The 25,313-nt window shown below is 69.9% G+C and carries 21 protein-coding genes and 2 pseudogenes; 9 read left to right on the top strand and 14 right to left on the bottom strand.

Annotated elements, in window-relative coordinates:
• The first annotated feature begins 102 nt into the window (after positions 1-102).
• Positions 103-2,049: an RICIN domain-containing protein gene (locus tag ACZ499_RS22665; protein ID WP_468677397.1), complete on the top strand. Its 1,947-nt coding sequence runs from the start codon at positions 103-105 to the stop codon at positions 2,047-2,049.
• Positions 2,050-2,253: 204 nt separating this feature from the next.
• Positions 2,254-2,455 (top strand): annotated as a pseudogene (locus ACZ499_RS22660) (cellulose binding domain-containing protein); the annotation flags it as partial.
• 192 nt (positions 2,456-2,647) lie between these two features.
• Here the strand turns inward: ACZ499_RS22660 and ACZ499_RS22655 are convergent.
• Positions 2,648-3,253, bottom strand: a complete 606-nt coding sequence (locus ACZ499_RS22655; protein ID WP_468677429.1) for an expansin EXLX1 family cellulose-binding protein — start codon at positions 3,251-3,253, stop codon at positions 2,648-2,650.
• Between the two features lie 19 nt (positions 3,254-3,272).
• On the opposite strand from ACZ499_RS22655, the gene ACZ499_RS22650 reads away from it, so the two are divergent.
• On the top strand, positions 3,273-3,422 hold the full coding sequence (locus tag ACZ499_RS22650) for a hypothetical protein (RefSeq protein ID WP_468677433.1): 150 nt from the start codon (positions 3,273-3,275) through the stop codon (positions 3,420-3,422).
• A 489-nt stretch (positions 3,423-3,911) separates the two neighbouring features.
• Here the strand turns inward: ACZ499_RS22650 and ACZ499_RS22645 are convergent, their stop codons facing one another.
• From ACZ499_RS22645 to ACZ499_RS22600, 10 genes are all read right to left on the bottom strand, one after another.
• A complete protein-coding gene (locus ACZ499_RS22645) occupies positions 3,912-5,678 on the bottom strand; it encodes an alpha-L-fucosidase (RefSeq protein WP_468677395.1) in 1,767 nt (588 codons plus the stop codon).
• Positions 5,679-6,007: 329 nt separating this feature from the next.
• Entirely contained in the window at positions 6,008-6,643 is a 636-nt protein-coding gene (locus ACZ499_RS22640) for a LutC/YkgG family protein (protein ID WP_468677393.1), read from the bottom strand.
• A complete protein-coding gene (locus tag ACZ499_RS22635) occupies positions 6,640-8,139 on the bottom strand; it encodes a LutB/LldF family L-lactate oxidation iron-sulfur protein (RefSeq protein WP_468677391.1) in 1,500 nt (499 codons plus the stop codon). Before ACZ499_RS22635 ends, ACZ499_RS22640 begins: the two co-directional genes overlap by 4 nt.
• A complete protein-coding gene (locus tag ACZ499_RS22630; protein WP_468677389.1) occupies positions 8,136-8,876 on the bottom strand; it encodes a (Fe-S)-binding protein in 741 nt (246 codons plus the stop codon). Before ACZ499_RS22630 ends, ACZ499_RS22635 begins: the two co-directional genes overlap by 4 nt.
• The gene (locus ACZ499_RS22625) at positions 8,867-9,775 is read right to left on the bottom strand and encodes an amidohydrolase family protein (RefSeq protein ID WP_468677387.1); all 909 of its coding nucleotides are present in this window, start codon (positions 9,773-9,775) and stop codon (positions 8,867-8,869) included. The genes ACZ499_RS22630 and ACZ499_RS22625 overlap by 10 nt, the downstream gene beginning before the upstream one ends.
• Positions 9,772-10,083, bottom strand: a complete 312-nt coding sequence (locus ACZ499_RS22620) for an L-rhamnose mutarotase (protein WP_468677385.1) — start codon at positions 10,081-10,083, stop codon at positions 9,772-9,774. Before ACZ499_RS22620 ends, ACZ499_RS22625 begins: the two co-directional genes overlap by 4 nt.
• Positions 10,080-11,108 carry an aldo/keto reductase gene (locus ACZ499_RS22615; protein WP_468677384.1) on the bottom strand — a complete coding sequence of 343 codons (1,029 nt, stop codon included), beginning with the start codon at positions 11,106-11,108 and terminating at the stop codon, positions 10,080-10,082. Before ACZ499_RS22615 ends, ACZ499_RS22620 begins: the two co-directional genes overlap by 4 nt.
• Positions 11,105-11,863, bottom strand: a complete 759-nt coding sequence (locus ACZ499_RS22610; protein WP_468677382.1) for an SDR family NAD(P)-dependent oxidoreductase — start codon at positions 11,861-11,863, stop codon at positions 11,105-11,107. The genes ACZ499_RS22615 and ACZ499_RS22610 overlap by 4 nt, the downstream gene beginning before the upstream one ends.
• On the bottom strand, positions 11,860-13,197 hold the full coding sequence (locus tag ACZ499_RS22605; protein WP_468677380.1) for an L-fuconate dehydratase: 1,338 nt from the start codon (positions 13,195-13,197) through the stop codon (positions 11,860-11,862). Before ACZ499_RS22605 ends, ACZ499_RS22610 begins: the two co-directional genes overlap by 4 nt.
• Before the next feature lie 14 nt (positions 13,198-13,211).
• Positions 13,212-14,063, bottom strand: coding sequence for a fumarylacetoacetate hydrolase family protein (locus tag ACZ499_RS22600; RefSeq protein ID WP_468677379.1), 852 nt, complete (start codon positions 14,061-14,063; stop codon positions 13,212-13,214).
• 856 nt (positions 14,064-14,919) lie between these two features.
• Between ACZ499_RS22600 and ACZ499_RS22595 the strand changes: the two genes are divergently transcribed.
• The 5 genes and pseudogenes from ACZ499_RS22595 to ACZ499_RS22575 all read left to right on the top strand — a co-directional run.
• Positions 14,920-15,963 carry a sugar ABC transporter substrate-binding protein gene (locus tag ACZ499_RS22595; protein ID WP_468677377.1) on the top strand — a complete coding sequence of 348 codons (1,044 nt, stop codon included), beginning with the start codon at positions 14,920-14,922 and terminating at the stop codon, positions 15,961-15,963.
• A 128-nt stretch (positions 15,964-16,091) separates the two neighbouring features.
• Positions 16,092-17,714: a sugar ABC transporter ATP-binding protein gene (locus ACZ499_RS22590; RefSeq protein WP_468677375.1), complete on the top strand. Its 1,623-nt coding sequence runs from the start codon at positions 16,092-16,094 to the stop codon at positions 17,712-17,714.
• 2 nt (positions 17,715-17,716) lie between these two features.
• Positions 17,717-18,760 carry an ABC transporter permease gene (locus ACZ499_RS22585; RefSeq protein WP_468677373.1) on the top strand — a complete coding sequence of 348 codons (1,044 nt, stop codon included), beginning with the start codon at positions 17,717-17,719 and terminating at the stop codon, positions 18,758-18,760.
• A gap of 86 nt (positions 18,761-18,846) precedes the next feature.
• Positions 18,847-19,548: a FadR/GntR family transcriptional regulator gene (locus tag ACZ499_RS22580; protein WP_468677372.1), complete on the top strand. Its 702-nt coding sequence runs from the start codon at positions 18,847-18,849 to the stop codon at positions 19,546-19,548.
• Positions 19,549-19,607: 59 nt separating this feature from the next.
• Positions 19,608-20,210: pseudogene (locus ACZ499_RS22575) on the top strand (FadR/GntR family transcriptional regulator); the annotation flags it as partial.
• Positions 20,211-20,353: 143 nt separating this feature from the next.
• Here the strand turns inward: ACZ499_RS22575 and ACZ499_RS22570 are convergent.
• From ACZ499_RS22570 to ACZ499_RS22560, 3 genes are all read right to left on the bottom strand, one after another.
• Positions 20,354-21,505, bottom strand: coding sequence for a hypothetical protein (locus ACZ499_RS22570; protein ID WP_468677370.1), 1,152 nt, complete (start codon positions 21,503-21,505; stop codon positions 20,354-20,356).
• A 117-nt stretch (positions 21,506-21,622) separates the two neighbouring features.
• Positions 21,623-21,916: a substrate-binding domain-containing protein gene (locus ACZ499_RS22565; RefSeq protein ID WP_468677368.1), complete on the bottom strand. Its 294-nt coding sequence runs from the start codon at positions 21,914-21,916 to the stop codon at positions 21,623-21,625.
• A 315-nt stretch (positions 21,917-22,231) separates the two neighbouring features.
• A complete protein-coding gene (locus ACZ499_RS22560) occupies positions 22,232-22,642 on the bottom strand; it encodes a Fur family transcriptional regulator (protein ID WP_468677366.1) in 411 nt (136 codons plus the stop codon).
• A 320-nt stretch (positions 22,643-22,962) separates the two neighbouring features.
• Here ACZ499_RS22560 and katG point away from each other — a divergent pair, with 320 nt between their 5' ends.
• Complete coding sequence (gene katG, locus ACZ499_RS22555) at positions 22,963-25,188, top strand: catalase/peroxidase HPI (RefSeq protein WP_468677364.1); 2,226 nt, start codon at positions 22,963-22,965, stop codon at positions 25,186-25,188.
• The last annotated feature ends 125 nt before the right edge of the window (positions 25,189-25,313 follow it).

Genomic DNA, 25,313 nt, shown 5'->3' with positions numbered 1-25,313 from the left:
GGGGGATCTGCCGCCCGGCACGCACCCCGCCACCCAGACCGGCGTCGAGTGCCCCAGGACGTCGTCACCGCAAGCAATGCCATCGATCCACAGGAGTCGGCCATGTCCTCATCAAGAATGACTCGCCGTACGTTTCTCGGCGCGGCGGGTGCGGCGACCGCCGCGAACGCCCTGCCGCTCATCCCCGGCTTCTCCGGCCTTCTGTCGCAGGCGGCCGCCGCGGACACACAGAGCAACCTGAGCAAGATGGTCGACATGCGGTTCGGCATGTTCAACCACTTCAGCCTGGGCACCTTCACGAACCAGGAGTGGGCGGAACCCAAGCAGAGCCCCACCCTCTTCGCTCCCCCGAGCGTCAACTGCGCGCAGTGGGCCGACGCGGCGGTCGCCGCGAAGATGAGTTACGGCATCCTGACCACCAAGCACCATGACGGCTTCGCGCTGTGGCCGAGCGCCCATGGCACCCAGAACGTCGCGAACAGCTCCTACAAGCACGACGTCGTCCAGGCGTACTGCGACGCCTTCCGGGCGAAGGGGCTGAAGGTCGGGTTGTACTACTCGATCTGGGACCGCACCTTCGGCGTCGAGGCATGGGAGAGCCGGCACAAGGTGACCGGGCTCGAAGTCACCGATGCCGTCCAACCCAGCCACATGACCTTCGTGCTCAATCAGATCACCGAGTTGCTCACCAACTACGGCACGATCGACATGTTCATGACCGACGGTTACGCATGGCAGATGGGGCAGCAGGCCATCTCCTACCAGCGGATCCGCTCGCTGGTGAAGGAGCTGCAGCCGGACTGCGTCATGCTTGACATCGGCTCACTGTCGGAGCCCTTCCTCAGCGACGCCGTCTTCTTCGAGGAGCCGCTGGGCGTCACGGCGCCAGCGGGCAACACCTACGCCGGAATGCAGGGACAGACCATCAGCAACGGCTGGTTCTGGCACCCCTCCACCCCGACCGAGAGCCTCCTGAGCAAGGCCGCGATTCTCTCGCACCTGGCCGACCTGGAACCGAAGTACACCTCGTTCATCCTCAACTGCCCGCCCAACCGCAACGGCCTGCTGGACACCAACGTCGTCAACCGGCTCACCGAGGTCGGCGCGGCCTGGAGCCCCAACGCCTCCAGGCCGCCGCTGCCCACCCAGCTGCTGCGCGCCGAGCATCCCGTCACACCGGTCAACGCGTACGCCACCGGCTTCCACACCGGCGAGGGCCCGTTCAACGCCATCGACGGACTCAGCGACAACCGCTACGAGACCTGCTGGTCGACATACGGCCTGTCGCTGCCGCAGTCCATCACCATCGACCTGGGCGGCGTGTGGAGCAACGTCTCCACCCTGGAGTACCTGCCCAAGCAGTGGGCCCGCAACAACTCCACCGACGGCGACATCACCTCATACACCATCCTGACCAGCACCGACGGCGTCACCTTCACCCAGGTCGCCAGCGGCACCTGGGCCGGCGACAAGAAGACCAAGTTGGTCGAGTGGCCGAACCGGAACGTGGGCTTCGTACGGATCCAGGTCAACGCGGCCACCGGCGGCTACGCCAACATCAGCGGCGTCAGGATCGGCGGCCGGGCGGTCAAGCCGGCACTGGTGTCCACCGCACTGCCCGGCGACGGAACCGTCTACCGGCTGGTCGCCCGGCACAGCGGCAAGGCCGCCGACGTGGAGGGCCAGCGCACCACCGACGGCACCAAGGTCCTGCAGTGGCCCTTGCTCGACCAGACGAACCAGAAGTGGACCTTCATCAAGACCGGCGACGGCTACTACAAGATCAAGGGTGTGGGCAGCGGCAAGCTCCTGGAGGTTGCGGGTCTCTCCCGCGCGGACGGCGGCGCCGTCGGTATCTGGGGAGACGCCAGCGCCCCCCAGCAGCAGTGGGCCGTCACACCGACCGGTGACGGGCACTACTTCCTGATCAACCGCTACAGCGGGTTCTCCCTCGCCGTCGACGAGGGCAGCACCGCCAACGGAGCCGCCATCGGGCAGCAGCCCTACGCGTCACAGGCGCGGCAGCAATGGCAGATCATCCACTCCTGACCCTGGCCCTCCATTCCTCTGCGGGAGCGGGGCGTTGGGCACCCCGCTCCCGCACGCGTGCCTGATTTCCGCGATTCGTCCGACCTGATGACGACGCCTTACAACGAGGCGTTGACGATGCGGAAGGCGGCCTCGACGGAGCCGGTGTTCAGCGCACACGCCGCCGATCGTGACCGCTGCATCTGGAATCCGGAGACGCACCTTCTCCCCTCCGGGCAGCAGATCACCAATGCCTGGAACGCGAACCTGTCCGGGTCCTCAGAAGCAGTCACCGAGCAACGTGGCCCACAACGGAGAGGTGGCGGCGGGCGGCCAGGCGGCCTTCTGGTTCCAGGGCACCTCCAGCGGCACCTTCTCCAAGCCCTCCGGCCTCAGCCTGAACGGCACCGCCTGCACCAGCGTGTGACACATGTCCACCCCCCGGAGCCCGCCTGGTCCCTCCACGCCGACTGGTGGGGACCCGGAGGCCGCACAGCGCTCCCGGCTCCACAGTGATTCGCTCCCTCCGTCGAAGCCGGCGCCGTGCTCGGATCGGGCTTCGCGCCCGTGCCGACCCTGGTCAACAACTGGTTCGTAGGGGGCCACTGTCGGCGGCGGGTCAGTGCCGTGCGAACTGCACCCCCGTCGACTGCGCGACGTCCGGCCGCAACGCGATCCCGTTGACGGTCAGTCGTTCGCCGTAGACGTCGGTGACCCTGATCGCGCCGCCGCACCCGCTACCGTCGGGGGAGAGAAAGTAGTTGTAGTCGGTGCGGGTCAGTCGGCGCCAGCCGCCGCCGCTGCGGACCTCCAGCCGGGCGAGCGGGTTGCGGTGGCCGCTTGCCTGAATGCCGCACCAGTAGGGGCTGGATCCGTTCTTGTAGCGGATCGAGATCGTGCCCGACGTGGTGGGGCTCAACAGGCTCCAGGTGATCGCGAGCCGGCCGGTCGAGACGGGGGCCAGTTTGGCGAAGGCCTGTTCGCTGAGGTCGAGTTGCCCTGGTGCACAGGGCAGTGGGCATTCGTTGGTGATCCGGACCGTGACGGAGGCGCCGTTGGCTGCGCGGACGCGCACGTACGCCCCGCAGGCCCTGGACGTCTCGTAGTCGGTGGTGTTCATCGCCGCGATCATCATGTCGCCGCTCGGGCCATACGAGCAGGCACCGTCCCCGACCCCGGCCTTGTATACCGTGGCGACCCCCGGGTACGTGACCTTGGGCCGGATCCGCCCGGCCAGGGAGGTCGTGGCAGGAGCCTTCCGCGGGGAAGCCGATGACGGCGCCGCCGACGGGGTCGCGGAAGCCTTCGGCGCCGTGGCGCCGGCCGACGGGGACGGGGAGGCGGCGGACGGGGAGGCGGCGGAGGACTTCTTCCCTGGCGATGTCGGCGGGTGAGTCTCCTGGGAGTTGGCGGCGGCCGTGGCCGGGGCCCGCCCGTCATCCTCCTTGCCGTCTGGTTGCAACGTCATGACCAGGCAGACGAGAAGACCCGTGACGACCAGCCCCGTGGTGGTACCCACCATCAGCCCGCGTCTGCGCCTGCGCTGCCGCGCGGCCTGGCGTGTGTCTTGCATGTTCATCCGTTCCGAAGAGCGTGTCGGTCCTGCACACTCAGTGGCCGCAGGTGGCGAAAAGGTTGCCGCCGATTTTCCGGTCGGGTCGGGGGCCGGCACCTGAGTAGCCGGATGAAAGCGCTGGGCACGGTCTCCGTGACGTCCACCGCCCTCTGCCGGCAGCGTGTGGCAGGCGGGAGTCAGCGTCTCTGGGGAGATGCCGGTGTGAGTCCCGGCCCCGGACGCCTGGGCGGAGCGCGCCCGGGGAAAATCGCGTCGGCGCCGTGTGAGCCGGGGTGGCGGGCTCAGGGCGCGTCACCCCGGGGGCCGCTCAGCCGATTTTGGTCATGTTCCACTGCTGCGGGGCGCCGCCGTTGGGGGTCCATTGGATGACCTGGGTGTTGTCCGCGGCGTTGTTGGCGTTGTCCAGCGCCTTTCCGCTGTGCCGGTTGATGAGCCGGTACGCGCCGCCGCCCAGCGCGGTGATGGCCCACTGCTGCTGACGACCTCCGTTGTCGGTCCGCTGCACCATCACTCCACTGTCGGAGGTGCTGTTGTTGTCGTCCAGGGCCTTGCCGCTGCGGACGCAGACCAGCTTGTAGTAGCCGTGGCCCTGGTCGGTGACCGTCCACTGCTGCGGCGTGCCGCCGTTGGCGGTCCACTGGATGACCTGGCTGCCCTCGTTGCCGGAGTTGGCGTTGTCGAGAGCCTTGCCGCTCTGGGCGCAGACCAGCCGGTAGACACCGTTGGCCAGGACGGCCGGCATGCCGTTGACCTCCACACAGACCACGGAGTCGTTCCCGTTGGGCGCTGCGCTCGGCACGCTGACGTTGATCTGCCCGCCGCTGACCGAGTAGTTGAGGTTGGTGCCGGGGTTGTTCATCAGGTAGACGCGGTTGATCGTGTTGTACACCGCCGGAATCTGCAGCGTGCCGCCCGTGGGCCAGTTGAAGACGTGGGCGAAGAGCTTGCCGTTCTTCTTGGTGATCTTGCCCCAGGACGGCTCGGTGGCGAAGGGGCTGCCGCTGGTGCCGTGGATGCTGTCGCTGTGGGTGGCCATCCACGAGGCCAGGCCGTTCAGAACGGTCACGGATCCGGGGGTCATGGTTCCATCGCCCTTGGGGCCGATGTTGAGCAGGTAGTTGCCGTCCCGGGAGATGACGGTGACCATCTCCTGGATGATGTCCTTGACGGGCCGGTAGAGGTTCTCCGCCCAGTCGGTGTAGCCCCAGTTGCCGTTCATGGTGGCGCAGGTCTCCCACGGCCGGTCCAGCGGCGCGGCGGGCACCGTCTGCTCCGGGCAGGCGAAGTCGCCAAGGCCCTGGTCCCGCTTGACACGTTCGTTGACGACGAGGCCGGGCTTGCGCTGCATCAGCCAGTTGTACAGGTCCTCGCCGTCGGACTTGGCCCACCAGTCGCACCAGTCGCCGTCGAACCACAGGACGGCCGGGTCGTAGCGGTCCAGCAGTTCCTGCAGCTGGCCCTTCATGTCGTTGATGTAGCCGGTGCGGGCCGCCGGGTCGATGGAGGAGTCGTAGTTGCCGGGACGACAGGCCTGCGAGGGGTGGTTCCAGTCCATGATCGAGTAGTAGAGCCCGAACTTGACGCCCCGGTTCGTGCACTCGGTCTTCAACTGGGCCAGCAGGTCGGGCTGGAAGCCGTTGTAGTCGTGCAGGTTGTACTGCTTGGTGCCGGTGGTGTCGGTGAAGCCCGCGACATTGGAGTCCCACATCCCGTAGCCCTCGTGGTGCTTGGAGGTGATCACGAGGTACTTCATGCCGGCGTTCTTGGCCAACTCGGCGATCTGGGCGGCGTTGAAGCTGGACGGGTTGAACTGCTTGGTCACATTGTTCTGCCAGTCGGCCTTGGACCAGTGGCCCTGGCTGAACTCCCACTCGCCCTTGCCGAGGTAGGAGTAGGACCCGAAGTGGATGAACATCCCGAACCGGGCCTGGTACCACCAGTCCAGCTTCGAGTTGACGGAGTAGGCCTCGGCCGTGGCGGGCCACAGGACCTGCGGCAGACCGAACGCCACGGTACCGCCGGCGAGGGCTGCGGCCTTGATGAGGGAGCGCCTGCTGAGGGGAGCGGAGGACATCGTGCGGCTCCTGGAGGGTGATGGACACATGGTGTCGGTGACTGCTCGTCCGCGGCAGCGCACAGACGGCGGAGTACGGCGGCTCGTGTCCGGCCGGGACTCAAGCAACTCCCAGGGACATCGGATGTATTAACAGACACAGCCACACCCCGTGTCTAGAGCGAAGACAGAGATTCGGGAAATTACCTGTTCACGACCTCGCCGCTAGAATTCGGAGGCAGAAGACATGGGATCTCTATCGAGGTCTGGTCACAGGTAGAAAAGAGCACGGCTTCACAGCGCGGCCACCGGGCCACGCTGCAGAGCCGGACGGTCTCGGTGGCCCTCGGCTACGCGTCCTCCACCACGACGATGTCCAGAGTCCTGGGCCCGTGCACGCCCTCGACACGGTCCAGTTCGATGTCGCTGGTGGCCGAGGGTCCGGAGATCAGAGTCAGCGGGCGGTAGGGATCGAGCAGGCGCAGTGCCTCGGGTACATCGGGAGCGATCTGGTCCGCCCGGACCACGCAGATGTGCTGGTCCGGAAGCAAGGTCAGGGCTCGGCGCCCCTGGCCCGGACCGTGGTCGAGGGTCACGGTGCCGGTGACGGCGATGGCGATGGCGACGGTGGTGACCACGGCGTCCGCCGCGTCGAGCTGTCCGACGGTCAGCGGCGGGACATCCCCCAGCAGGGACCAGGGTCCCTCCGGGACACGGTCCTCGGGAAACCCGGGCGGCACCACCAGGGACCGTGCTCCGGTGCGGGCCAGCGCGCGAGCGACGGCCGCCGCGGCACCGGCTGCCGGAACGCGGACCACCGTGGCGCGGTACTCGGCGGCCCGCTCGACGAACAGCCCGACGACGTCCGGTCCCGCGTGGTCGGCGCGGCGACCGTGCGAATGGGGTACATCGTCGGGGCGCTCGGAACCGGGAACACCGGACAGCGCTCCCCGAATCGCGCTCAGGACAACCTCGCGGCCGTTCATCGTCGTCCCTTCCCGTGCGCCGTCGTACTGCTGTCTTCGCTCGTGGGTGGTCGCGTACGGCGCCACCAGGCGCGCAGGGACTCACGGGCCGGCGCCGGGGTGTCCCGGGTGCCGGACCAGCGGGCGAACGGACCGGGCAGGGCTCCGATCCGGCCGTCACGGGCCACCAGCCGGGCTCCCATGGCGGCCAGCCGCTGTACGGCGGCCAGCCGCCGCGGTGAGCCCAGGACGGCACCCGCGGCCTTCATCGCGAGTGCCTCGGTTGTGGGGAGCAGCCGGTCCCGGCGTTTGGCCTCCACAGCCTCGGCGCGCAGATGGACCAGCACCTCGGGGATGTTGATCTTCACGGGGCAGGCGTCGTAACAGGCGCCGCACAGGGTCGAGGCGAAGGGCAGCGAAGCCGCGTTCTCGATGCCGACGAGCTGCGGGGTCAGGACGGCGCCGATCGGCCCCGGGTAGACCGAACCGTAGGCATGGCCCCCCGTGCGCTCGTACACCGGGCAGACATTGAGGCATGCCGAGCAGCGGATGCAGGCGAGAGCCTGGCGGCCCACCTCGTCGGCGAGAGTGGCGGTGCGGCCGTTGTCGAGCAGCACCAGGTGGAAGTTCCGGGGACCGTCGCCCTCGGTGACGCCGGTCCACAGCGAGGTGTACGGGTTCATCCGCTCGCCGGTCGACGAGCGGGGCAGGAGCTGGAGGAACACGTCCAGGTCGGCGAAGGACGGCAGGACCTTCTCGATGCCCATGACGGTGATCAGGGTCTCCGGCAGGGTCAGGCACATCCGACCGTTGCCCTCCGACTCCACCACCGCCACCGTTCCGGTGTCGGCGGCCGCGAAGTTGGCGCCGGAGACGGCGACCTTGGCCCGCAGGAACTTCTCCCGCAGGTGGAGCCGGGCCGCCTCGGCGAGGTCGCGGGGCTCGTCGGTGAGGTCCTCGGGGGCGGGCCTGCCCCACTCCCCCATCTCCCGGCGGAAGATCTCCCGGATCTCGGAGCGGCCCCGGTGGATGGCGGGCACGAGGATGTGCGACGGGCGGTCGCCGCCCAGCTGCACGATGAGTTCCGCGAGATCGGTCTCGTAGGCACGGATGCCCGCGTCCGCGAGTGCCTCGTTGAGGCCGATCTCCTGGGTCGCCATCGACTTGACCTTGACGACCTCGTCCTCGCCGGTCGCCTTCACCAGGGCGGTCACGATGCGGTTGGCCTCGTCGGCGTCCGCCGCCCAGTGGACCACTCCGCCCGCGGCGGTCACCGTCTCCTCCAGGCGCAGCAGGTGGTGGTCGAGGTGGCGGAGGGTGCGGCGTTTGACCGCGGCGGCCGTCTCCCGCAGTTCCTCCCAGTCCTCCAGTTCGGCGGCGACCGCCAGCCGCTTGTCCCGGATGGTGCCGGTCGCTCGGCGCAGGTTCGTGCGCAGCCGGGTGTCGGCGAGCGCGATGCGCGCCGCCTCGGGGAAGGCCGGGGTGCCCAGCCATACGACATTGTCAGCACCGCTCACCGTACGTCCCCTTCCGTGGAGGCCAGGATCTCGGCCAGGTGCATCGTGCCGACACCGGTACGGAGCCGGGACAGGCCGCCGCCGATGTGGGTGAGGCAGGAGTTGTCGCCCGCGCACAGGATCTCGGCGCCGGTGTCCTGCACATGGCGCATCTTGTCGGCCAGCATCGCGTTGGACACGTCGGAGTTCTTCAGGGCGAAGGTGCCGCCGAAGCCGCAGCAGGACTCCGCGTCGGGCAGTTCGACGAGGTCGATGCCCTTCACGGCGCGCAGCAGCGTGAGCGGGCGGTCGCCGACGCGGAGCATGCGCAGCGAGTGGCAGGTCGGGTGATAGGTCACGCGGTGGGGGAAGTAGGCGCCGACGTCGGTGACGCCGAGAACGTCGACGAGCAGTTCCGACAGCTCGTACACCGTCGGCACCACCTGCTCGACCGCCTCGGCGAGGACGGAGTCCCCGTACTGGGCGGCCACCACGCGGTGGTGGTCGCGCACCATGCCCGCGCAGGACCCGGAGGGGGCGACGACGGCGTCGTATCCCGCGAAGACCTCGGCGAAGCGGCGGACCATGGGCAGGGTCTCGGGGCGGTAACCGGTGTTGAAGTGCATCTGGCCGCAGCAGGTCTGGCCCTGTGGGAACTCCACGGTGTGGCCGAGACGTTCCAGCAGTTCGGTCACCGCGCGACCGGTGCGCGGGAACATCGTGTCGTTGAAGCAGGTGATGAACAGGGCTATGCGCATGGGGTTTCCTGAGGCGGGGCCGGCCGTGCGGTGACGGACAGGTCGTAGGTGCGCACGGCCGTACCGGTGAAGACGTCATGGCGCTCGGCCGGGCCGAGCCCGGCCGTCAGCTCGCGTGCGACGGCGATCACCTCGGCGTACGTGGCGGCGAGCCGGCAGACGGGCCAGTCCGAGCCGAACATCAGCCGCCCGGGTCCGAAGGCGTCGAGCACGGTGTCGGCGTACGGCACGAGGGCCGCGATGGTCCACGAGCCCCAGTCGGCTTCGGTGACCATGCCGGAGAGTTTGCAGACGGTGTTGGGGAGGGCGGCGAGGCGCCGGATCTGCTGCGCCCAGGGGCCGAGTTCGCCGGACGCGATGGGCGGCTTGCCGAGGTGGTCGAGGACGAAGGTGAGGCCGGGCAAGCGCTCCGCGGCCTCGACGGCCGCCGCGAGTTGGTGGGGCTTCACCACGAGGTCGTAGACGAGTCCCGCCTCGGCGACCGCCGAAAGGCCGCGCAGTACCTCGGGGCGTACGAGCCAGCGCGGGTCCGGCTCGCCCTGCACCTGGTGGCGGATGCCCACCAGGCGCTCCCCTCCGGGGCCCGCCCGCAGCCCCGCCAGGGTCTCGGCGACGTCGCGGGCGGTCAGGTCGGTCCAGCCGACGACCCCGGCGACCAGGTCGCTGTCGGCGGCCAGGGCCAGGAACTCCGGGGTCTCCTCCGGCACGGTGATCGTCTGCACCAGCACCGTGGCGGTGACACCGGCCGCGCGGGCCTCCGGCGCCAGGTCCGCGAGGGTGAAGTCGCGTCGCAGCGGAGCGAGTTGGCCTCCGCTGATCCAGTCCTGGTCGCGGACGGACAGGTCCCACACATGGTGGTGGGCGTCCACGATGCCGGGCCCGGTTTCCGCTCCGGTCACAGTTCCCACACCACCGGCAGCGAGGCGTCCGCGCCCTGCGCGGAATAGTCGTGGACGACGTCGAGCAGGTCGGCCATCCGGGCCTGCCAGGCGATGTTGACGGGCAGCTTGTCGAGTTCGGCGATCATCACCTGGTAGTCCTCGACCTCCAGCACATGGAAGAGGTCCGTGCCGCTGCGCCAGATCGTCCAGTCACTCACCCCCGCGGCGCGGATGGCGGCGGTGAGTTCCTCGGGCACCTCCCGGTGCGCGGCCTCGTACTCCTCTATGCGGTCGGCACGGACCTTGGTGTGCAGCGCGACCTTCATGACGGCTCCTTAGGCGGCATGGCTTCCCCGATAGGGGTGGCGGCGGGGACGGGGGTGTCCGGGTCGAGCAGGCCCTCGGCGCGCAGTTCGTCCCACAGGGCGTCCGGAATCGGGCGCCGCAACTGCTCCACCGTGTCGCGCACCTCCTCGGGAGTGCGCGCGCCGGTCAGGACGCTCGCGACCGCGCGATGGCCGAACGGGAAGCGCAGCGCGGCGGCACGCAGCGGCACGCCATGGCGTTCGCAGACCGCGAGCAGCCGCAGCGCACGATCGATGACCGGCTGCGGAGCGGGTGCGTAGTCGTATGTGGCGCCGGGCCGGGGGGCCGTGAGCAGCCCGGAGTTGAACACCCCGCCGATGACCACGCTCCGCCCGCGGGCGGCCGCCTCGGGGAGCAGTTCGGTGAGTCCGTCCTGTTCCAGGAGGGTGTAGCGGCCGGCCAGCAGCACCACGTCGATGTCGGTCTCGCGCACGAACCTGGCGGGCAGCGCGGACTGGTTCATCCCGATGCCGATCGCTCCGATCACGCCTTCGGTACGCAGCCGCTCCAGCGCCGGGTACGCCTCGTCCAGCGCCTGGTCGGCGTGGTCGTCGGGGTCGTGCAGCAGGGCCACGTCGACGTGATCGAGGCCGAGGCGTTCCAGGCTGGCCTCCAGGGAGCGCAGCACTCCGTCGGCGCTGAAGTCCCAGACCCTGCGGTGGGTGGCCGGGACGGCGAAGCCGTTCGCGAGGTCGTCGCCGGCGCCGCCCCCCGGATGCGGCACGAGAAGCCGGCCCACCTTGGTGGAGAGGGTGTAGGTGTCGCGGGGGCGGTGGCGCAGCGCGGCGCCGAGCCGCCGTTCCGACAGGCCGAGCCCGTAGTGGGGCGCGGTGTCGAAGGTGCGGACGCCGACGTCCCAGGCCGCCTCCACCGTGGCGTGGGCGGCCTCGTCGGTGACCGGGTCGAAGAGGTTGCCGAGGGCGGCACAGCCCAGCGCCAGTTCCGAGACCGGTACCGTGCTGCCGCCCAGCGTGGTGGTCCTCACGACCGGTCCACCGGGCGCAGCCGCAGTCCCTGCATGCCGCCGTCCACCGCGAGCGCGGTGCCGGTGACGGACGCCGCGGCCGGACCGGCCAGGTAGACAATGGCGGCCGCGACCTCGTCGGCGGTGACCAGACGTCCCATGGGCTGGCGGGCGTTGAGGGCGGCACGCTCGGCCTCGGGGTCGTCGGCAGCGTCCAGTAGCCGGGCCACCCAGGGTGTGTCGGCGGTGCCGGGGTTCACGCAGTTGACGCGGATGCCCTCGCGGACGTGGTCGGCGGCCATGGCCAGGGTGAGGGACAGCACGGCGCCCTTGCTGGCGGAGTACAGGGCCCGCTGCGGTAGTCCCGCGGTGGCGGCGATGGAGCAGGTGTTGACCACGGAGGCGTGCGCGGACCGGCGCAGGTGGGGCAGGGCGGCGCGGGTCGTGCGGACCATGCCGAGGACGTTGACGTCCAGGACCCGGTGCCATTGGTCGTCGGGGTTGTCCTCCACGGTGCCCGCCGCGCCGATGCCCGCGTTGTTGACGAGGATGTCGATGCCGCCGAGCCGCTCGGCAGCCTGTTCCACGGCGGCGCGCACGGAGACGTCGTCGCTGACGTCGGCCTGGAGGCCGAGCAGCGGCTCGCTGACGCCGCCCGGATCCAGGTCGAGCACGGCGACCGCCGCGCCCTGCGCCGCCAGTGCGCGAGCCGTGGCGAGCCCGATGCCGGACGCGCCCCCGGTGACGACGGCCCTGAGGCCTGACAGACCGGTCATGCCACCTCCTCCTGTCCAGCCAGGTCGGCGGCCCAGAAGGTGCCGTCCGGGTAACGGTATTCGGCGAGGGACTCGGGGTGCATGGTGGCGGAGAAGCCCGCGGTCAGCGGCGCGGTGTAGTGGCCGTCGCGGATGACCACGGGTGCGGTGAAGTGCTGGTGGAGGTGGTCGACGTACTCGATCATGCGATTCTCGGTGGTGCCGGACAGCGCCAGGTAGTCGAACATCGACAGGTGCTGCACCAGCTCGCACAGCCCCACTCCGCCGGCGTGCGGGCAGACCGGCACCCCGAACTTCGCGGCGAGCAGCAGGATCGCGAGGTTCTCGTTGACCCCGCCGACCCTGGCCGCGTCGATCTGCAGGACGTCGATGGCGCCGGCCTGGAGGAGCTGCTTGAAGACGATGCGGTTCTGGACGTGCTCACCCGTGGCGACCTTCACGGGGGCGACAGCCCGCCGTACGGCGGCGTGTCCGAGGATGTCGTCGGGGCTGGTGGGCTCCTCGATCCAGTACGGGTCGAACTCGGCGAGCGCGTTGGTCCAGTCGATCGCCTCGTCCACGTTCCATCGCTGGTTGGCGTCGATGGCGATGCGGATGTCGTCGCCGACGGCGGCACGGGCGGTGCGCAGCCGCCGGATGTCGTCGCCGACGTCGGCGCCGACCTTGAGCTTGATCTGGGTGAAGCCGTCGGCGACGGCCTGCTTGGCCAGCCGGGTGAGCTTGTCGTCGGAGTAGCCGAGCCAGCCCGGGGAGGTGGTGTAGCCGGGGTAGCCACGCTCCAGCAGGACCGCCTCACGCTCCGCAAGACCCGTCCGGCCCTCGCGCAGGAGGGTGAGGGCGTCCTCGGGGGTGAGGGCGTCGGCGATGTAGCGGAAGTCGACCTGGGAGACCAGCCACTCCGGGGAGGCGTGGGCGAGCAACTGCCACAGCGGCTTGCCCTCCCGTTTGGCGGCCAGGTCCCACGCGGCGTTGACCACGGCACCGATCGCCATGTGCATCACGCCCTTCTCGGGGCCGAGCCAGCGCAGCTGACTGTCGCCGATCAGGTCGCGGCTGAGCGAGCCGGGGTCGGCGCACAGCTCCTGGACGACACGGCCCACGAGATGGGACCGCAGTGCGTCGATCGCGGCGACCTGGACGTCGTTGCCGCGTCCGATGGTGAAAGTGAAGCCGTGGCCTTCGTGTCCGTCGCCGGCGTCGGTGCGCAGCACGACATAGGCGGCGGAGTAGTCGGGATCCGGGTTCATCGCGTCGGAGCCGTCCAGTTCCCGCGAGGTGGGGAAGCGGACGTCGTAGGTGTCGACCGCGGTGATCCGGGCGGAGGTTGTAGTCAAGGGGGTGCTGCCTTTCACGCTTGGGCGAAGGTCTGGCGCTGGCTGCCGAGTCCGTCGACGGAAAGCTCGACAGTGTCGCCGGGGCGCAGGAAGGGAGTGCCGGGAAGCCCGAGGGCCACGCCTGCGGGCGTACCGGTGTTGATCACGTCACCGGGCTCCAGAACCAAGTACTGGCTCAAGTACGACACGATGTGGTCGACCGAGAAGATCATGTCGCCGGTGTGGCCGTCCTGCCGCTTCACGCCGTTGACGCTCAGGTGCAGGCCGAGGTTCTGCTGGTCACCGATCTCGTCGGCGGTGACCAGCCACGGACCCATCGGGTTGAAGGTCTCGCAGGACTTGCCCAGGTCCCACTGCGACGAGTACTCCAGCTGGAACTCGCGCTCCGAGACGTCATGGCTGATCGCATAGCCCGCGATCACGGCCCGCGCGGCCTCGGGGCCGTCGAGATAGCGGGCGCGCCGTCCGATGACGACCGCCAGCTCGACCTCCCAGTCGGTCTTGACCGAGCCGCGCGGGATCAGCACCTCGTCGTACGGACCGACGACCGTACTCGGGTCCTTCATGAAGACCACGGGGCGGGGCGGGATCGCCGCGCCGGTCTCGGCGGCGTGGTCGCGGTAGTTCAGTCCGACGCAGATGACCTTGCCGGGGCGCGCGACGGGGGCGCCGATCCGCAGGCCGTCGCTGTCGAGCTCGGCCAGCTCTCCCGCCGTGACGGCCGCGCGGGCTTGGTCCACTCCCCCGGAGGCGAGGAAGACGCCGTCGATGTCCCGGGTCACTGAGGACAGATCCAGCAGTCGGCCGTCGTCGGTACGGACTGCGGGCCGCTCCTCACCGGGGGCGCCGACTCGTAGCAGTTTCACTGGGGGGCTCCCTTGCCGTGCGGCTTTCGTCTGAGTGGTGGTCGGCCGTAGGGCCGGGCCGCCTGTGGTGCGCCGGGCCGGACCTGTCGGCGGGCTTCGCTCATCCGCGGCGCAGTCATCGGATGTATGGCGGCACAGTGACTCTAGATGCGGGGATCGCACCTGACAATGGATTCCTCGGATGTATTTCGTCGGCGGCGCCAGTCAAGCGCCCACAAGGGCAAGATTCGCCGCGATCCCGTATGGCCACGAGGTCGACACGCGACCCGCCATCCGATGAATCCACACCGAGGTCCAGGACCCACCTCCCCTGGTGAGAGCGTGACCGGCAGGCATCCACCGGCCACCCGAGGGGCCGCACCCCCTCGGCGATCCACCATCTGCACCCGTCCCCACCCGGTCCAGCCAGCCCCGTTGCCAAATTGTGAACTACCGCAGCGCATCGATCGTCACACCTGGAGGCCAAAACTCTGCAGGTCGTACGGGGTGTCAGCGCGGATCCCGAGGCCGGGACGACGCCTTGGCGCCCTACGGCGCGAAGTCCCGCAGATCTCTGGCGGCGAACCCTTGTCAATGTCGGCAACGTCGTCGTAACGTCCTCGACGTCCGGGATACATCGGAGGAATAATTTGCACCATCCAGTGCGCCCATTCGGCTCGCATCCGTGTTGCCGCTCCGCCTCCGCATCCTCGGTCCCCGGCTGACCCTCACATCCGACCCTCAGGGCACGATCCACGCATTTTCCGCGCCGGATCGGCAGCTGCCCGTCCGGCGACCTCGCCCCTCCCCGCAGGCAGGTACGCCCTCCCACCGTTGCCCTGTGGCCCTGCGCCCCTGGCTAAGGAGAGAACCCGCCATGAAGCTCACTCGCACCCGCTCCACCGCCGCAGCCGCCACCGCCGTCCTCGCGATACTGGCCCTCGCCACCGCGTGCAACCGCGAAAGCACCGACTCGGGCGGTGACAAGCCCGCCATCGGGATCGACCTGCCGCGCTCCGACTCCGACTTCTGGAACTCCTACGCCGAGTACATGAAGAGGGACATCTCGACCGACGGCACCAACACGCTGCCGCTGAGCAACTCGCAGAACGACGTCACCAAGCTGGTCGCCAACGTGCAGGTGTTCCAGAACACCGGCGCCAAGGCGGTCGTCATGGCCCCGCAGGACACCGGCGCGATCGCCTCCACCCTCGACACCCTCGCGTCGAAGAAGATCCCCGTGGTCAGCGTCGACACCAGGCCCGACAAGGGCGACGTCTACATGGTGGTCCGTGCCGACAACAAGGCGTACGGCACCAAGGCTTGCGAGTTCCTCGGCAAGCAGCTGGGCGGCAAGGGCAAGGTCGCCGAGTTGCAGGGCGCGCTGGACTCGATCAACGGACGCGACCGCTCCGAGGCCTTCGCGGCGTGCATGAAGACCAAGTTCCCGAAGATCAACGTGTTCGAGCTGCCCACCGACTGGAAGGGCGACGTCGCCTCCGCCAAGCTGCAGAGCCTGCTCGCCCAGCACCCCGACCTGAACGGCATCTACATGCAGGCCGGCGGCGTCTTCCTGCAGCCGACCCTGGCCCTGCTGGAGCAGAAGGGCCTGCTCAAGCCCGCCGGGCAGGAGGGCCACATCAGCATCATCTCCAACGACGGCATCCCGCAGGAGTTCGACGCCATCCGCAAGGGCAAGATCGACGCCACCATCTCGCAGCCCGCCGACCTCTACGCCAAGTACGCGCTGTACTACGCCCAGGCCGCCGCGGAGGGCAAGACCTTCAAGCCGGGTGCGACCGACCACGACTCCACCATCATCAAGCTGCCCAACGGCCTTGAGGACCAGCTCCCCGCGCCGCTGATCACCAAGGACAACGTCGAAGACAAGACCCTGTGGGGCAACAACGTCGGCCGATGACCGTCGGTTCCGGCCCGCCGCGTCGGGGGAGCACAGCCCCCCGACCGACACCCACTCCATCCCGCCGGCCCGGGTGCCCGCCCGCGCTCCTCGGCCCCAGCCTTCGTACACAAAGGACGGTATCCACCATGGCGGACACCGCGACCGCCCCGGCGACCGGCCCCGGCACCCCAGCCCCGGTGGCCGAGGCGACCGGCATCAGCAAACGATTCGGCGCGACCGTCGCGCTCCGCGACGCCCGTATCACCGTCGCCCCGGGCGAGTCGCACGCCCTGGTCGGACGCAACGGCGCCGGCAAGTCGACCCTCGTGTCCATCCTCACCGGCCTCCAGCAACCCGACACCGGAACCCTGCGCTTCTCCGGCGAGCCTGCGCCCGCCGTCGGCGACATCGACGCCTGGCGCTCCCGGGTCGCCTGCGTCTATCAGCGCTCCAACATCATCGGCGACCTGACCGTCGCCGAGAACCTCTTCCTGAACCGGCAGAGTGCCGGGGCGGTGCAGCCCATCCGCTGGAAGCACCTGCGCCGGCGTGCCGAGGAACTGCTCGGCGAGTACGGCGTGGCCGTCAACCCTGCCGCGCGGGCGAAGGAACTGACCGTCGAGCAGCGGCAGTTCGTGGAGATCGCACGGGCCCTGTCGTTCGGCGCACGCTTCATCATCCTCGACGAGCCGACCGCGAAACTCGACGCCCGCGGCATCGGCCGCCTCTTCGACAAGCTCCGCGACCTTCAGAACCAGGGTGTCGCCTTCCTCTTCATCTCCCACCACCTGCAGGAGGTGTACGACCTCTGCACCACGGTCACGGTCTACCGCGACGCGGGCCACATCCTCACCGCACCCGTCGCCGAACTCGGCCACCAGGCACTGGTGGAGACCATGACCGGTGAGTCGGCCTCCACGGTCACCGCCACCGCCGACCGGCCCCCGGCCTCGCGATCCGACTCCGCGGAACTGCTGGCGATCGACGGCCTGACACTGCCCGGCGTCTGCGAGGACATGTCCCTCTCGGTCCGCTCCGGCGAGGTCGTCGGGCTCGCCGGCGCCGCGGCCAGCGGCAATGTGCAGGTGGGCGAGGCGATCGCCGGTCTGCACCGCGCCAGGACGGGCCGCATCTCGGTCGGCGGCAGGACCGTGCGCACCGGCAGTGTGCCGTCCGCACTCACCGCCGGAGTCGGGCTGGTCCCCGAGGACCGTCACCTCCAGGGCCTGGTGAACAACCGCAGCGTGGCGGAGAACGCGACGCTGACCGTCACCGACCAGCTCGGCCCGTTCGGCACGGTGCTGCCCGCCCGTACCAAGGCGTTCGCCGGGCGCATGATCCGGGACCTCGACATCAAGACCCCGGGAGCCGCCACCCCGGTCTCCGCGCTCTCCGGCGGCAACCAGCAGAAGGTCGTCGTCGCCCGGGCCCTGGCCACCGACCCTCAGGTACTGGTGGCCATCCGCCCCACCAACGGGGTGGACGTCAAATCGAAGGAGTTTCTCCTGGGCCGCATCCGCCAGGTCGCGGACGGCGGCAAGGCCGCGCTGATCGTCTCCGACGAACTGGACGACCTCAAGGTCTGCGACCGGGTCGTCGTCATGTTCCACGGGCGCGTGGTCGCCGAGTTCGACCACGGCTGGACGGACGAGGCCGTCGTCGCCGCCATCGAGGGCATCGCCCACGACAGGGCCCCCGCCACCGCATCCCCCGCATCCCCCGCATCCGCCGTACCCGCCTCATCCGGCGCAGACGAGCACGGAAGGTAGTCATGTCCGCCACCACAGATCTCACCGAGCCCGCAGTGAGCGCGGCTGAGCCGACCGCCGCGGACGCCACGCGCCGCCGGGTCGACCTCGGTCGCTTCCGTGAACTGTCCCTGGTCCCGGCGATCCTCGTCCTGGGCCTGATCGGGTTCATCGTCTCGCCGGCCTTCCTCACCGCCGACAACCTGATCGGTGTGGCTCAGCAGTCCACCGAGCTGAGCCTGCTGGTGCTCGCCACGACGTTCATCCTGATCGCCGGACGGATGGACCTGTCGCTGGAGTCCACCATCGGCGTGGCCCCCGTCATCGCCGTGTGGCTCGTCCTGCCCGCCAGCGGCGGCCGGTTCAACGGACTCGGCCTCCTGCCCCAGTGGACGGCGATCCCCCTCTGTCTGCTGGTCGGCGCGCTGATCGGCGCCGTCAACGGCTTCCTCATCCTCAAGCTGCGCCTCAACGGCTTCATCGTCACCCTCGGCGCCCTGACCATGCTCCGCGGCCTGCAGGTCGCCCTCTCCGAGGGCCAGTCCATCGTCGACCTTCCCCCCTCCTTCACCTACCTGGGCAAGGCATCCTGGCTCGGCGCGCCCGCCGCCATCTGGGTGTGCGCTCTGCTCTTCGCCATCGGCGGCAGCGCGCTGGCCTGGCTCCGGCACGGCCGGGCGCTGTACGCGATCGGCGGCAACGCGGAGGCGGCCCGCACCGCGGGCATCCGCGTCGAACGCATCGTGTGGATCGTCCTCATCCTCGGCAGCGTCCTCGCCGCTTTCGCCGGCATCCTGTACACCGGCCACTACGGCTCCATCTCCGCCACCCAGGGCAGCGGCTGGATCTTCCAGGTCTTCGCCGCGACCGTCATCGGCGGCGTCAGCCTCAACGGCGGCAAAGGCTCCGTGTTCGGCGCCCTGACCGGCGTCCTCACCCTCCAACTGGTCGTGAACGTCATGACACTGGCGGGCGTACCGCCGCTGTGGAACCAGTTCCTCAACGGCGCCATCATCATCGTCGCCCTGATCATCTCCCGCTTCGCCTCCGGCGAGAAGCAGGAATAACCACGCACCGCAAGGAGCTCCGCCGGCCCCGAGCCAGGCCCGGCGGAGCCGCCGCCCGGCGCATCCCGACTCAGAGAGGCACGCTCGTGGCACTGACGGACGAGGCGATCGACAAGATCAAGGCAATGATCGTCGCCGGCGAACTCGCGCCCGGCTCACGGCTGCCCAAGGAGGAGATCCTCGCCGGACAACTCGGCCTGTCCCGGAGTTCCCTGCGCGAGGCCGTCCGGGCGCTGACCGCGATGCGAATTCTGATAACGCGTCAGGGCGACGGCACGTACGTCTCCAGCCTCGAGCCCCATCTGCTGCTGGAAAGCCTCTCCTTCGCCGCCGACGTCTCCCAGGGCCACACCGCTCTCCAACTGCTCCAGGTACGCCGACTGCTGGAGCCACAGGCGACCGGGCTGGCCACGGCTCTGCTGAAGCCGGAGGACCTACAGGACCTGCGCAACATCCTCAAACGGTCCCGGACCGTCACCACCGTGGAGGAGTTCGTCGCCCACGACATCGCCTTCCACCTCAGGATCGTCGAAGCGGTCGGCAACCCCGTGCTGTCGATGCTGCTGCAAGTGCTCTCCACCCGCACACAGCGTGTCCGCATCGTCCGCGGCAGCCAGACCGGTCACGCCCTGAACAACGCGCACGAGGACCACGAGCAGATCCTCAGCGCGCTTCAGTCACGCGACGCCCTACTCGCCGTCTCTGCGGCGACCGTCCACATCACGGCCGTGGAGCAGTGGCTGGCCGGCAGTCTGACCGATGACCCGATACGGTCGCTCGACGACTGACCCCGCGCTCCCCGCCGCCATCCGGTCTCCCTCTCGACGCCCCGACCGGGTGTCGGCGGGCCCGAGTTCTCGAAGTGCGACGAGGCGACGGCACCTATGTGACCAGTCTCCAGCCGAGCCTGCTGCTCGAAGGCCTCGGTGGCACGGTGGAGTTGCTGCAGGGTGACTCGGCGGCGCTGCTGGCTCTGATGGAGGTGCGTCGGCTTCTCGAACCGGTAGCCGCCGCACTCGCCGCCACTCGAATCTCCGACGACCAGCTGGCAGAGGTGAAGCAGCACCTCGACGCCATGCGAGCGGCGCGCGGGGACGTCGAACGGCTGAACGTGCACGACGCGGCGTTCCACCGCGCCGTGGTCTCGGCCACGGGCAACGAAACGCTGCTCACCCTGCTGGAGGGCATTTCGGGCCGTACGCTGCGCGCCCGCGTCTGGGGCGGTCTCGTCGACGACCAGGCCACAGGGAGAACCCTCGCGGAACACGAGGCGATCTTCGATGCCCTGGCCACCCGTGACGCGGTCCGCAGCCAGGCCGCCGCGCTGATGCACGTGAACCACACCGAGCAGTGGCTGCGAGAGCATCTGAGGAACTTCGGGACGCTGCACCTCTCCGACGACCCCGACCAGTGCCTGGCGACGCACCACGCGGAGCCGGGCTCCACGTGAGCGGACGCGCTGCGGCTTCCGGGCACGTCCACGGTTCAGCTCGCCGCTGAACCCAGCCAGGGCGGCGAATGTACGGACCCGCAACCATCTCCGCGCACCTCCCCACAGCCGTCGCCCGTCAGCCCCGCCCGAACCGCCGCGCCCTACTTGTTCGGGTCCCGGAAGCGGCCGAACGCCTTCGTGAGGGCGCCCAGCGGTGAGCCGTCCGTCTTGGCCGGTCTCGGCGCGGGCAGCCGGGTCACGCCGTCGCCGCCGGTCGCCTCGGCCAGCGCGGCCTGGGCCGCCTCGGCGGCCTCCCGGTACAGGTCGCGGGAGTTCGTCATGGCGTCGAGCGCCTCGGCGTACTTGGTGACCATGCCCTGGGCGTGGACCAGTTCCTCGTCCGGGGTGAGCAGGTGCCAGCCCTGGCGCAGCCGTGTCAGGGCCCGCTCGGCGTCGGCGGGCAGCGGGCGCGGCAGTGCGGCGAACTCCTTGATCCTGTCGAGGAGTTCGATGGGTTCCGAGCCGTCGAGGAAGACACTGCGCACCGTGAAGCGGTCCGCGTCGTACCCCGGGCCCTGTGGCGTCGTGGGCAGGACGACGGCGCCGCCGCGCGGGATGCGCACGCCCAGCTCCCGTTTCATCGCGAAGTCGGCGATCTGCGCCTGTTCCGGTGTGCTCCGGTGCTCGACCACCCGGTGGCGCAGGCTCGGCGGCAGGAACGCCGAGACGGGCTGCTGCCCCGCCGCGTCCGGTGTCATCGCCTCGTGCACCACGACATGGATGAACCAGCTCTGCCGGCTGCAGTCCCGCAGCCGGTGGCGCAGCTCGTCGTCGTCCTTCGGCAGCTGGTTCGTCGTGCGCAGCCGCACACCCGGCACCGTGTCGTGGTCCCAGGCGATCCGGTCGCTGTCGGGCCAGAACATGGTGACGGGCGAGGGCCAGTGCGCCTCCCACGCCCGCTCCGCCTCGGCGGCCAGGACCCAGGTGACGCCCTCGCCTTCCTTGCGGCGGCCCTCGGGTTCGTACAGGGTCAGCTGGGCCCGCACCGTGACGTCGTCGGCCACGCGCCAGCGGGCCTCGAAGAGGCGGCGGGCCGACGGGCCGGGGTCGGCGGACTCGTCGCGCGGGTGCAGGACGGTGGAGCGCGCCGCCTCGACGGGGTCGAGGTCCAGGAAGCCGTCGAGCACCCCGGCCGCCTTGAGGGCGATCAGGTTGCGCCGGACGTCCTGTTCGGGCTCGGGCCCGAGGTGGCGCGCGCGCCCCAGCCACGCGGTGTCGGGGACGGTGGTCGAGGAGGTGCTCTTCTTGGCCATGGAGTCGTTCTCTAGGTGATCGGGGCCAGACCAGTATCCTCCGTCAACTGCAGATGGAAGCGGTACCAGGTCTACTACTTGTTCACTTCACCCTATTCGGCGGCACCTGCCACCGCGTCACCGAGGTGCCGGCCCCGTCGAGGCGCGGATGACCAGTTCCGGGTCGAAGAGGAGCTCGCCGGTGGGGACCTCGCGGTTGCTCACCAGGGACAGCACGGTGCGGCCCACCTCCAGGGCCAGGCGGTCCGCGGACTTGCGGACCGTGGTAAGGGGCCGGTCGGTGAACTCGGTGATCGACGAGCCGTCGTACCCGACACACCGAGACGTCGTCCGGCACCGAGGGATCCTGCCTCCGCAGGCCCCGGATGGCACCCAGGGCCAGGTGGCTGGCCGCGCCCCCTGGCGGGCCACGGCGCCGAACTCCTCGCCCGCCTCCCGGGCATCACCGCGCTTCCCGCCGACGACCGCCTCGCCATGCGGGCCCTGCGCCTGCCTCCCGCGCTCGCCCGCACCCGGGCCGAGGCCGACGCCCTGCGCGAGGAGATCGCGGCCCGCCTCGGATTCCGGGTGCCGATCTGACCCTGGCCGGGCGGCGGCGGCATCCGTATCAGCCGGCAGATCCACAACGCGCCCGCGGAGCACGAACGCCTGGCGGCGGCCCTGCGGCCGCTCCTGGACGGGCGATGAGTCGACGGACGCTGACTCGACGGACGCGATGAGCACCCGCTAGGCGCACGACGGGCACAGGCCCCGGTACGTGACCTCCGCCGCCGACACCGTGAACCCGAACCGCTCCTCCGCCGGGAGTCGGGTGAGCAGGTCGCCCGTCGTGTGGACGTCGCGGATGGTGCCGCAGCCGGAGCAGACCAGGTGCTGGTGGGGGCGGTGCGCGTTGGGGTCGTAGCGCTTGGCGCGGCCGTCGGTGGACACCTCCATGACCTCGCCGAGGGAGACCATCTCGCCCAGCGTGTTGTAGACGGTCGCCCGGGAGATCTCCGGCAGCCGCCGCGCCGCGCGGGCGTGCACTTCGTCGGCCGTGAGGTGCACGTGGTCGCCGTCGAGGACCTCCGCCACGACACGCCGCTGGGAGGTCACCCGCCAGCCATGTCCGCGGAGCCGCTCCAGCAGGTCACTCATAGTGGTCCATCCGTTCCGGCTCGGTGGAGATCGAGTAGGGCAGTAATGGGGTACCCCGCGTTCACCGGTGCCCGTACAGCTTCCGACCGAGGACGAAACCGGTGAGCTTCTTGACCTGGACTCCGTCCATCGTAGGATCGGTTCCCAACGACGGCCAAGGGAGCGGACAACTCCGGTAGTCCACCCGTCCCTCCGAACCCGCTCCGACCACCGTCGAACCGTCCACCATTTGACCGCGACGGGACCGTCCGCCGCATCGAAACGTTCCATCACCCGAAGTCCCCTGAGCAGTGTGATCCACCCAGCCCGGAAGGATTCCGATGTCTGAGAACCACGACGCGATCGTCACGGACCCGAAAACGGAGGACGGAAGCGGCGGCTGCCCGGTCGCGCACGATCGCGCCCCACACCCGACGCAGGGCGGCGGAAACCGTCAATGGTGGCCGGAGCGGCTCAACCTGAAGATCCTCGCCAAGAACCCCGCCGTGGCCAACCCGCTCGGCGAGGAGTTCGACTACGCCGAGGCGTTCAGGACCCTCGACCTGCCGACCGTGAAGCGGGACATCGCCGAGGTGCTGACGACCTCGCAGGACTGGTGGCCCGCCGACTTCGGCCACTACGGCCCGCTGATGATCCGTATGGCGTGGCACAGCGCCGGCACGTATCGCATCAGCGACGGCCGCGGCGGCGCCGGGGCCGGTCAGCAGCGCTTCGCCCCCCTCAACAGCTGGCCGGACAACGCGAGCCTCGACAAGGCCCGCCGTCTGCTGTGGCCGGTCAAGAAGAAGTACGGCCGGAGCCTGTCCTGGGCCGACCTGATGATCCTCGCAGGTAACGTTTCTCTGGAGACGATGGGCTTCAAGACCTTCGGCTTCGGCGGCGGGCGCCCGGACGTCTGGGAGCCCGACGAGGACGTCTACTGGGGCCCCGAGACCACCTGGCTCGAAGACCAGCGCTACACCGGCGACCGGGAGCTGGAGAACCCCCTCGGCGCGGTGCAGATGGGCCTGATCTACGTCAACCCGGAGGGCCCGAACGGCACCCCGGACCCGATCGCCGCGGCCCGCGACATCCGTGAGACGTTCCGCCGGATGGCGATGAACGACGAGGAGACGGTCGCGCTGATCGCCGGCGGCCACACCTTCGGCAAGACCCACGGCGCGGGCCCGGCGGACGCCATCGGCCCCGACCCCGAGGCCTCCCCGCTGGAGCAGCAGGGCCTCGGCTGGCGGAGCTCGTACGGCACCGGCGTGGGCGGCGACGCGATCACCAGCGGCCTTGAGGGCATCTGGACCACCACGCCGATCACCTGGGACAACAGCTTCTTCGAGATCCTCTTCGGCTACGAGTGGGAGCTGTTCGACAGCCCCGCGGGCGCGCACCAGTGGCGGCCGAAGGACGGAGCCGGGGCGGGCACCGTCCCCGACGCCCACGACGCGTCCAAGACCCACGCCCCGACCATGCTGACGACCGACCTCTCGCTCCGGTACGACCCGGTCTACGAGCCGATCTCACGGCGCTTCAAGGAGAATCCGGCCGAGTTCGCGGACGCGTTCGCCCGCGCCTGGTTCAAGCTGACCCACCGCGACATGGGCCCCGTCGTCCGCTACCTCGGCCCGGAGGTCCCGGCCGAGACGCTGCTGTGGCAGGACCCGCTGCCCGAGGTGACGCACGAGCTGGTCTCCGCCGCGGACGTCGCCTCCCTCAAGGAGCGGATCCTCGGCTCCGGCCTCTCGGTGTCCCAGTTGGTCTCCGCCGCCTGGGCGTCGGCCTCGTCCTTCCGCGGCAGCGACAAGCGCGGCGGCGCCAACGGCGCGCGCATCCGCCTGGAGCCGCAGCGCGGCTGGGAGGTCAACGAGCCGGACCAGCTGGCGGTGGTGCTGAGCACCCTGGAGGGGATCCAGCGGGAGTTCGACTCCGGCGCCAAGAAGGTCTCCCTGGCCGACCTGATCGTGCTCGGCGGGTCCGCCGCCGTGGAGAAGGCCGCCAAGGACGCGGGCCTCGACATCGAGGTCCCCTTCACGCCGGGCCGCGCGGACGCCTCGCAGGAGCAGACCGACGTGGAGTCGTTCGCCGCGCTGGAGCCGACGGCCGACGGGTTCCGCAACTACCTCGGCAAGGGCAACCGGCTCCCGGCCGAGTACCTGCTGCTCGACAAGGCGAACCTGCTGAACCTCAGCGCTCCCGAACTGACGGTCCTGGTGGGCGGCCTCCGGGTGCTCGGCGCCAACCACCAGCAGTCGTCGGCGGGCGTCCTCACCCAGACCCCCGGGGTGCTGACCAACGACTTCTTCGTCAACCTGCTCGACCTGGGCACGACGTGGAAGGCGACCTCCGAGGACGCGACCACCTTCGAGGGCAGCGACTCCGCCACGGGCGAGGTCAAGTGGACCGGCACCCGCGCCGACCTGGTCTTCGGCTCGAACTCCGAGCTGCGCGCCGTCGCGGAGGTGTACGCGAGCGACGACGCGAAGGAGAAGTTCGTGAAGGACTTCGTCGCGGCGTGGGAGAAGGTCATGAACCTGGACCGGTTCGACCTCGTGTGACCACCTCTGATCGCGTGATCGTCTGAGGTACGAGAAGAGGGGGGGGGGGGGGGGGGGGGGGGGGGGGGGGGGGGGGGGGGGGGGGGGGGGGGGGTGGGTTGGGGGGGGGGGGGGGAGAACAGACA

Source organism: Streptomyces sp. NPDC031265 (genome assembly GCF_055570295.1).
The sequence above is the reverse complement of the archived record's forward strand: the minus strand, read 5'-3'. Positions and strand labels throughout refer to the sequence as shown.

Coding starts and splice junctions, on each gene's coding strand:
- ACZ499_RS22665 (WP_468677397.1), top strand. CDS start 103: ATGTCCTCATCAAGAATGACTCGCCGTACGTTTCTCGGCGCGGCGGGT.
- ACZ499_RS22645 (WP_468677395.1), bottom strand. CDS start 5,678: ATGTCCTCCGCTCCCCTCAGCAGGCGCTCCCTCATCAAGGCCGCAGCC.
- ACZ499_RS22640 (WP_468677393.1), bottom strand. CDS start 6,643: ATGAACGGCCGCGAGGTTGTCCTGAGCGCGATTCGGGGAGCGCTGTCC.
- ACZ499_RS22630 (WP_468677389.1), bottom strand. CDS start 8,876: ATGCGCATAGCCCTGTTCATCACCTGCTTCAACGACACGATGTTCCCG.
- ACZ499_RS22620 (WP_468677385.1), bottom strand. CDS start 10,083: ATGAAGGTCGCGCTGCACACCAAGGTCCGTGCCGACCGCATAGAGGAG.
- ACZ499_RS22610 (WP_468677382.1), bottom strand. CDS start 11,863: ATGACCGGTCTGTCAGGCCTCAGGGCCGTCGTCACCGGGGGCGCGTCC.
- ACZ499_RS22595 (WP_468677377.1), top strand. CDS start 14,920: ATGAAGCTCACTCGCACCCGCTCCACCGCCGCAGCCGCCACCGCCGTC.
- ACZ499_RS22590 (WP_468677375.1), top strand. CDS start 16,092: ATGGCGGACACCGCGACCGCCCCGGCGACCGGCCCCGGCACCCCAGCC.
- ACZ499_RS22585 (WP_468677373.1), top strand. CDS start 17,717: ATGTCCGCCACCACAGATCTCACCGAGCCCGCAGTGAGCGCGGCTGAG.
- ACZ499_RS22570 (WP_468677370.1), bottom strand. CDS start 21,505: ATGGCCAAGAAGAGCACCTCCTCGACCACCGTCCCCGACACCGCGTGG.
- ACZ499_RS22560 (WP_468677366.1), bottom strand. CDS start 22,642: ATGAGTGACCTGCTGGAGCGGCTCCGCGGACATGGCTGGCGGGTGACC.
- katG (WP_468677364.1), top strand. CDS start 22,963: ATGTCTGAGAACCACGACGCGATCGTCACGGACCCGAAAACGGAGGAC.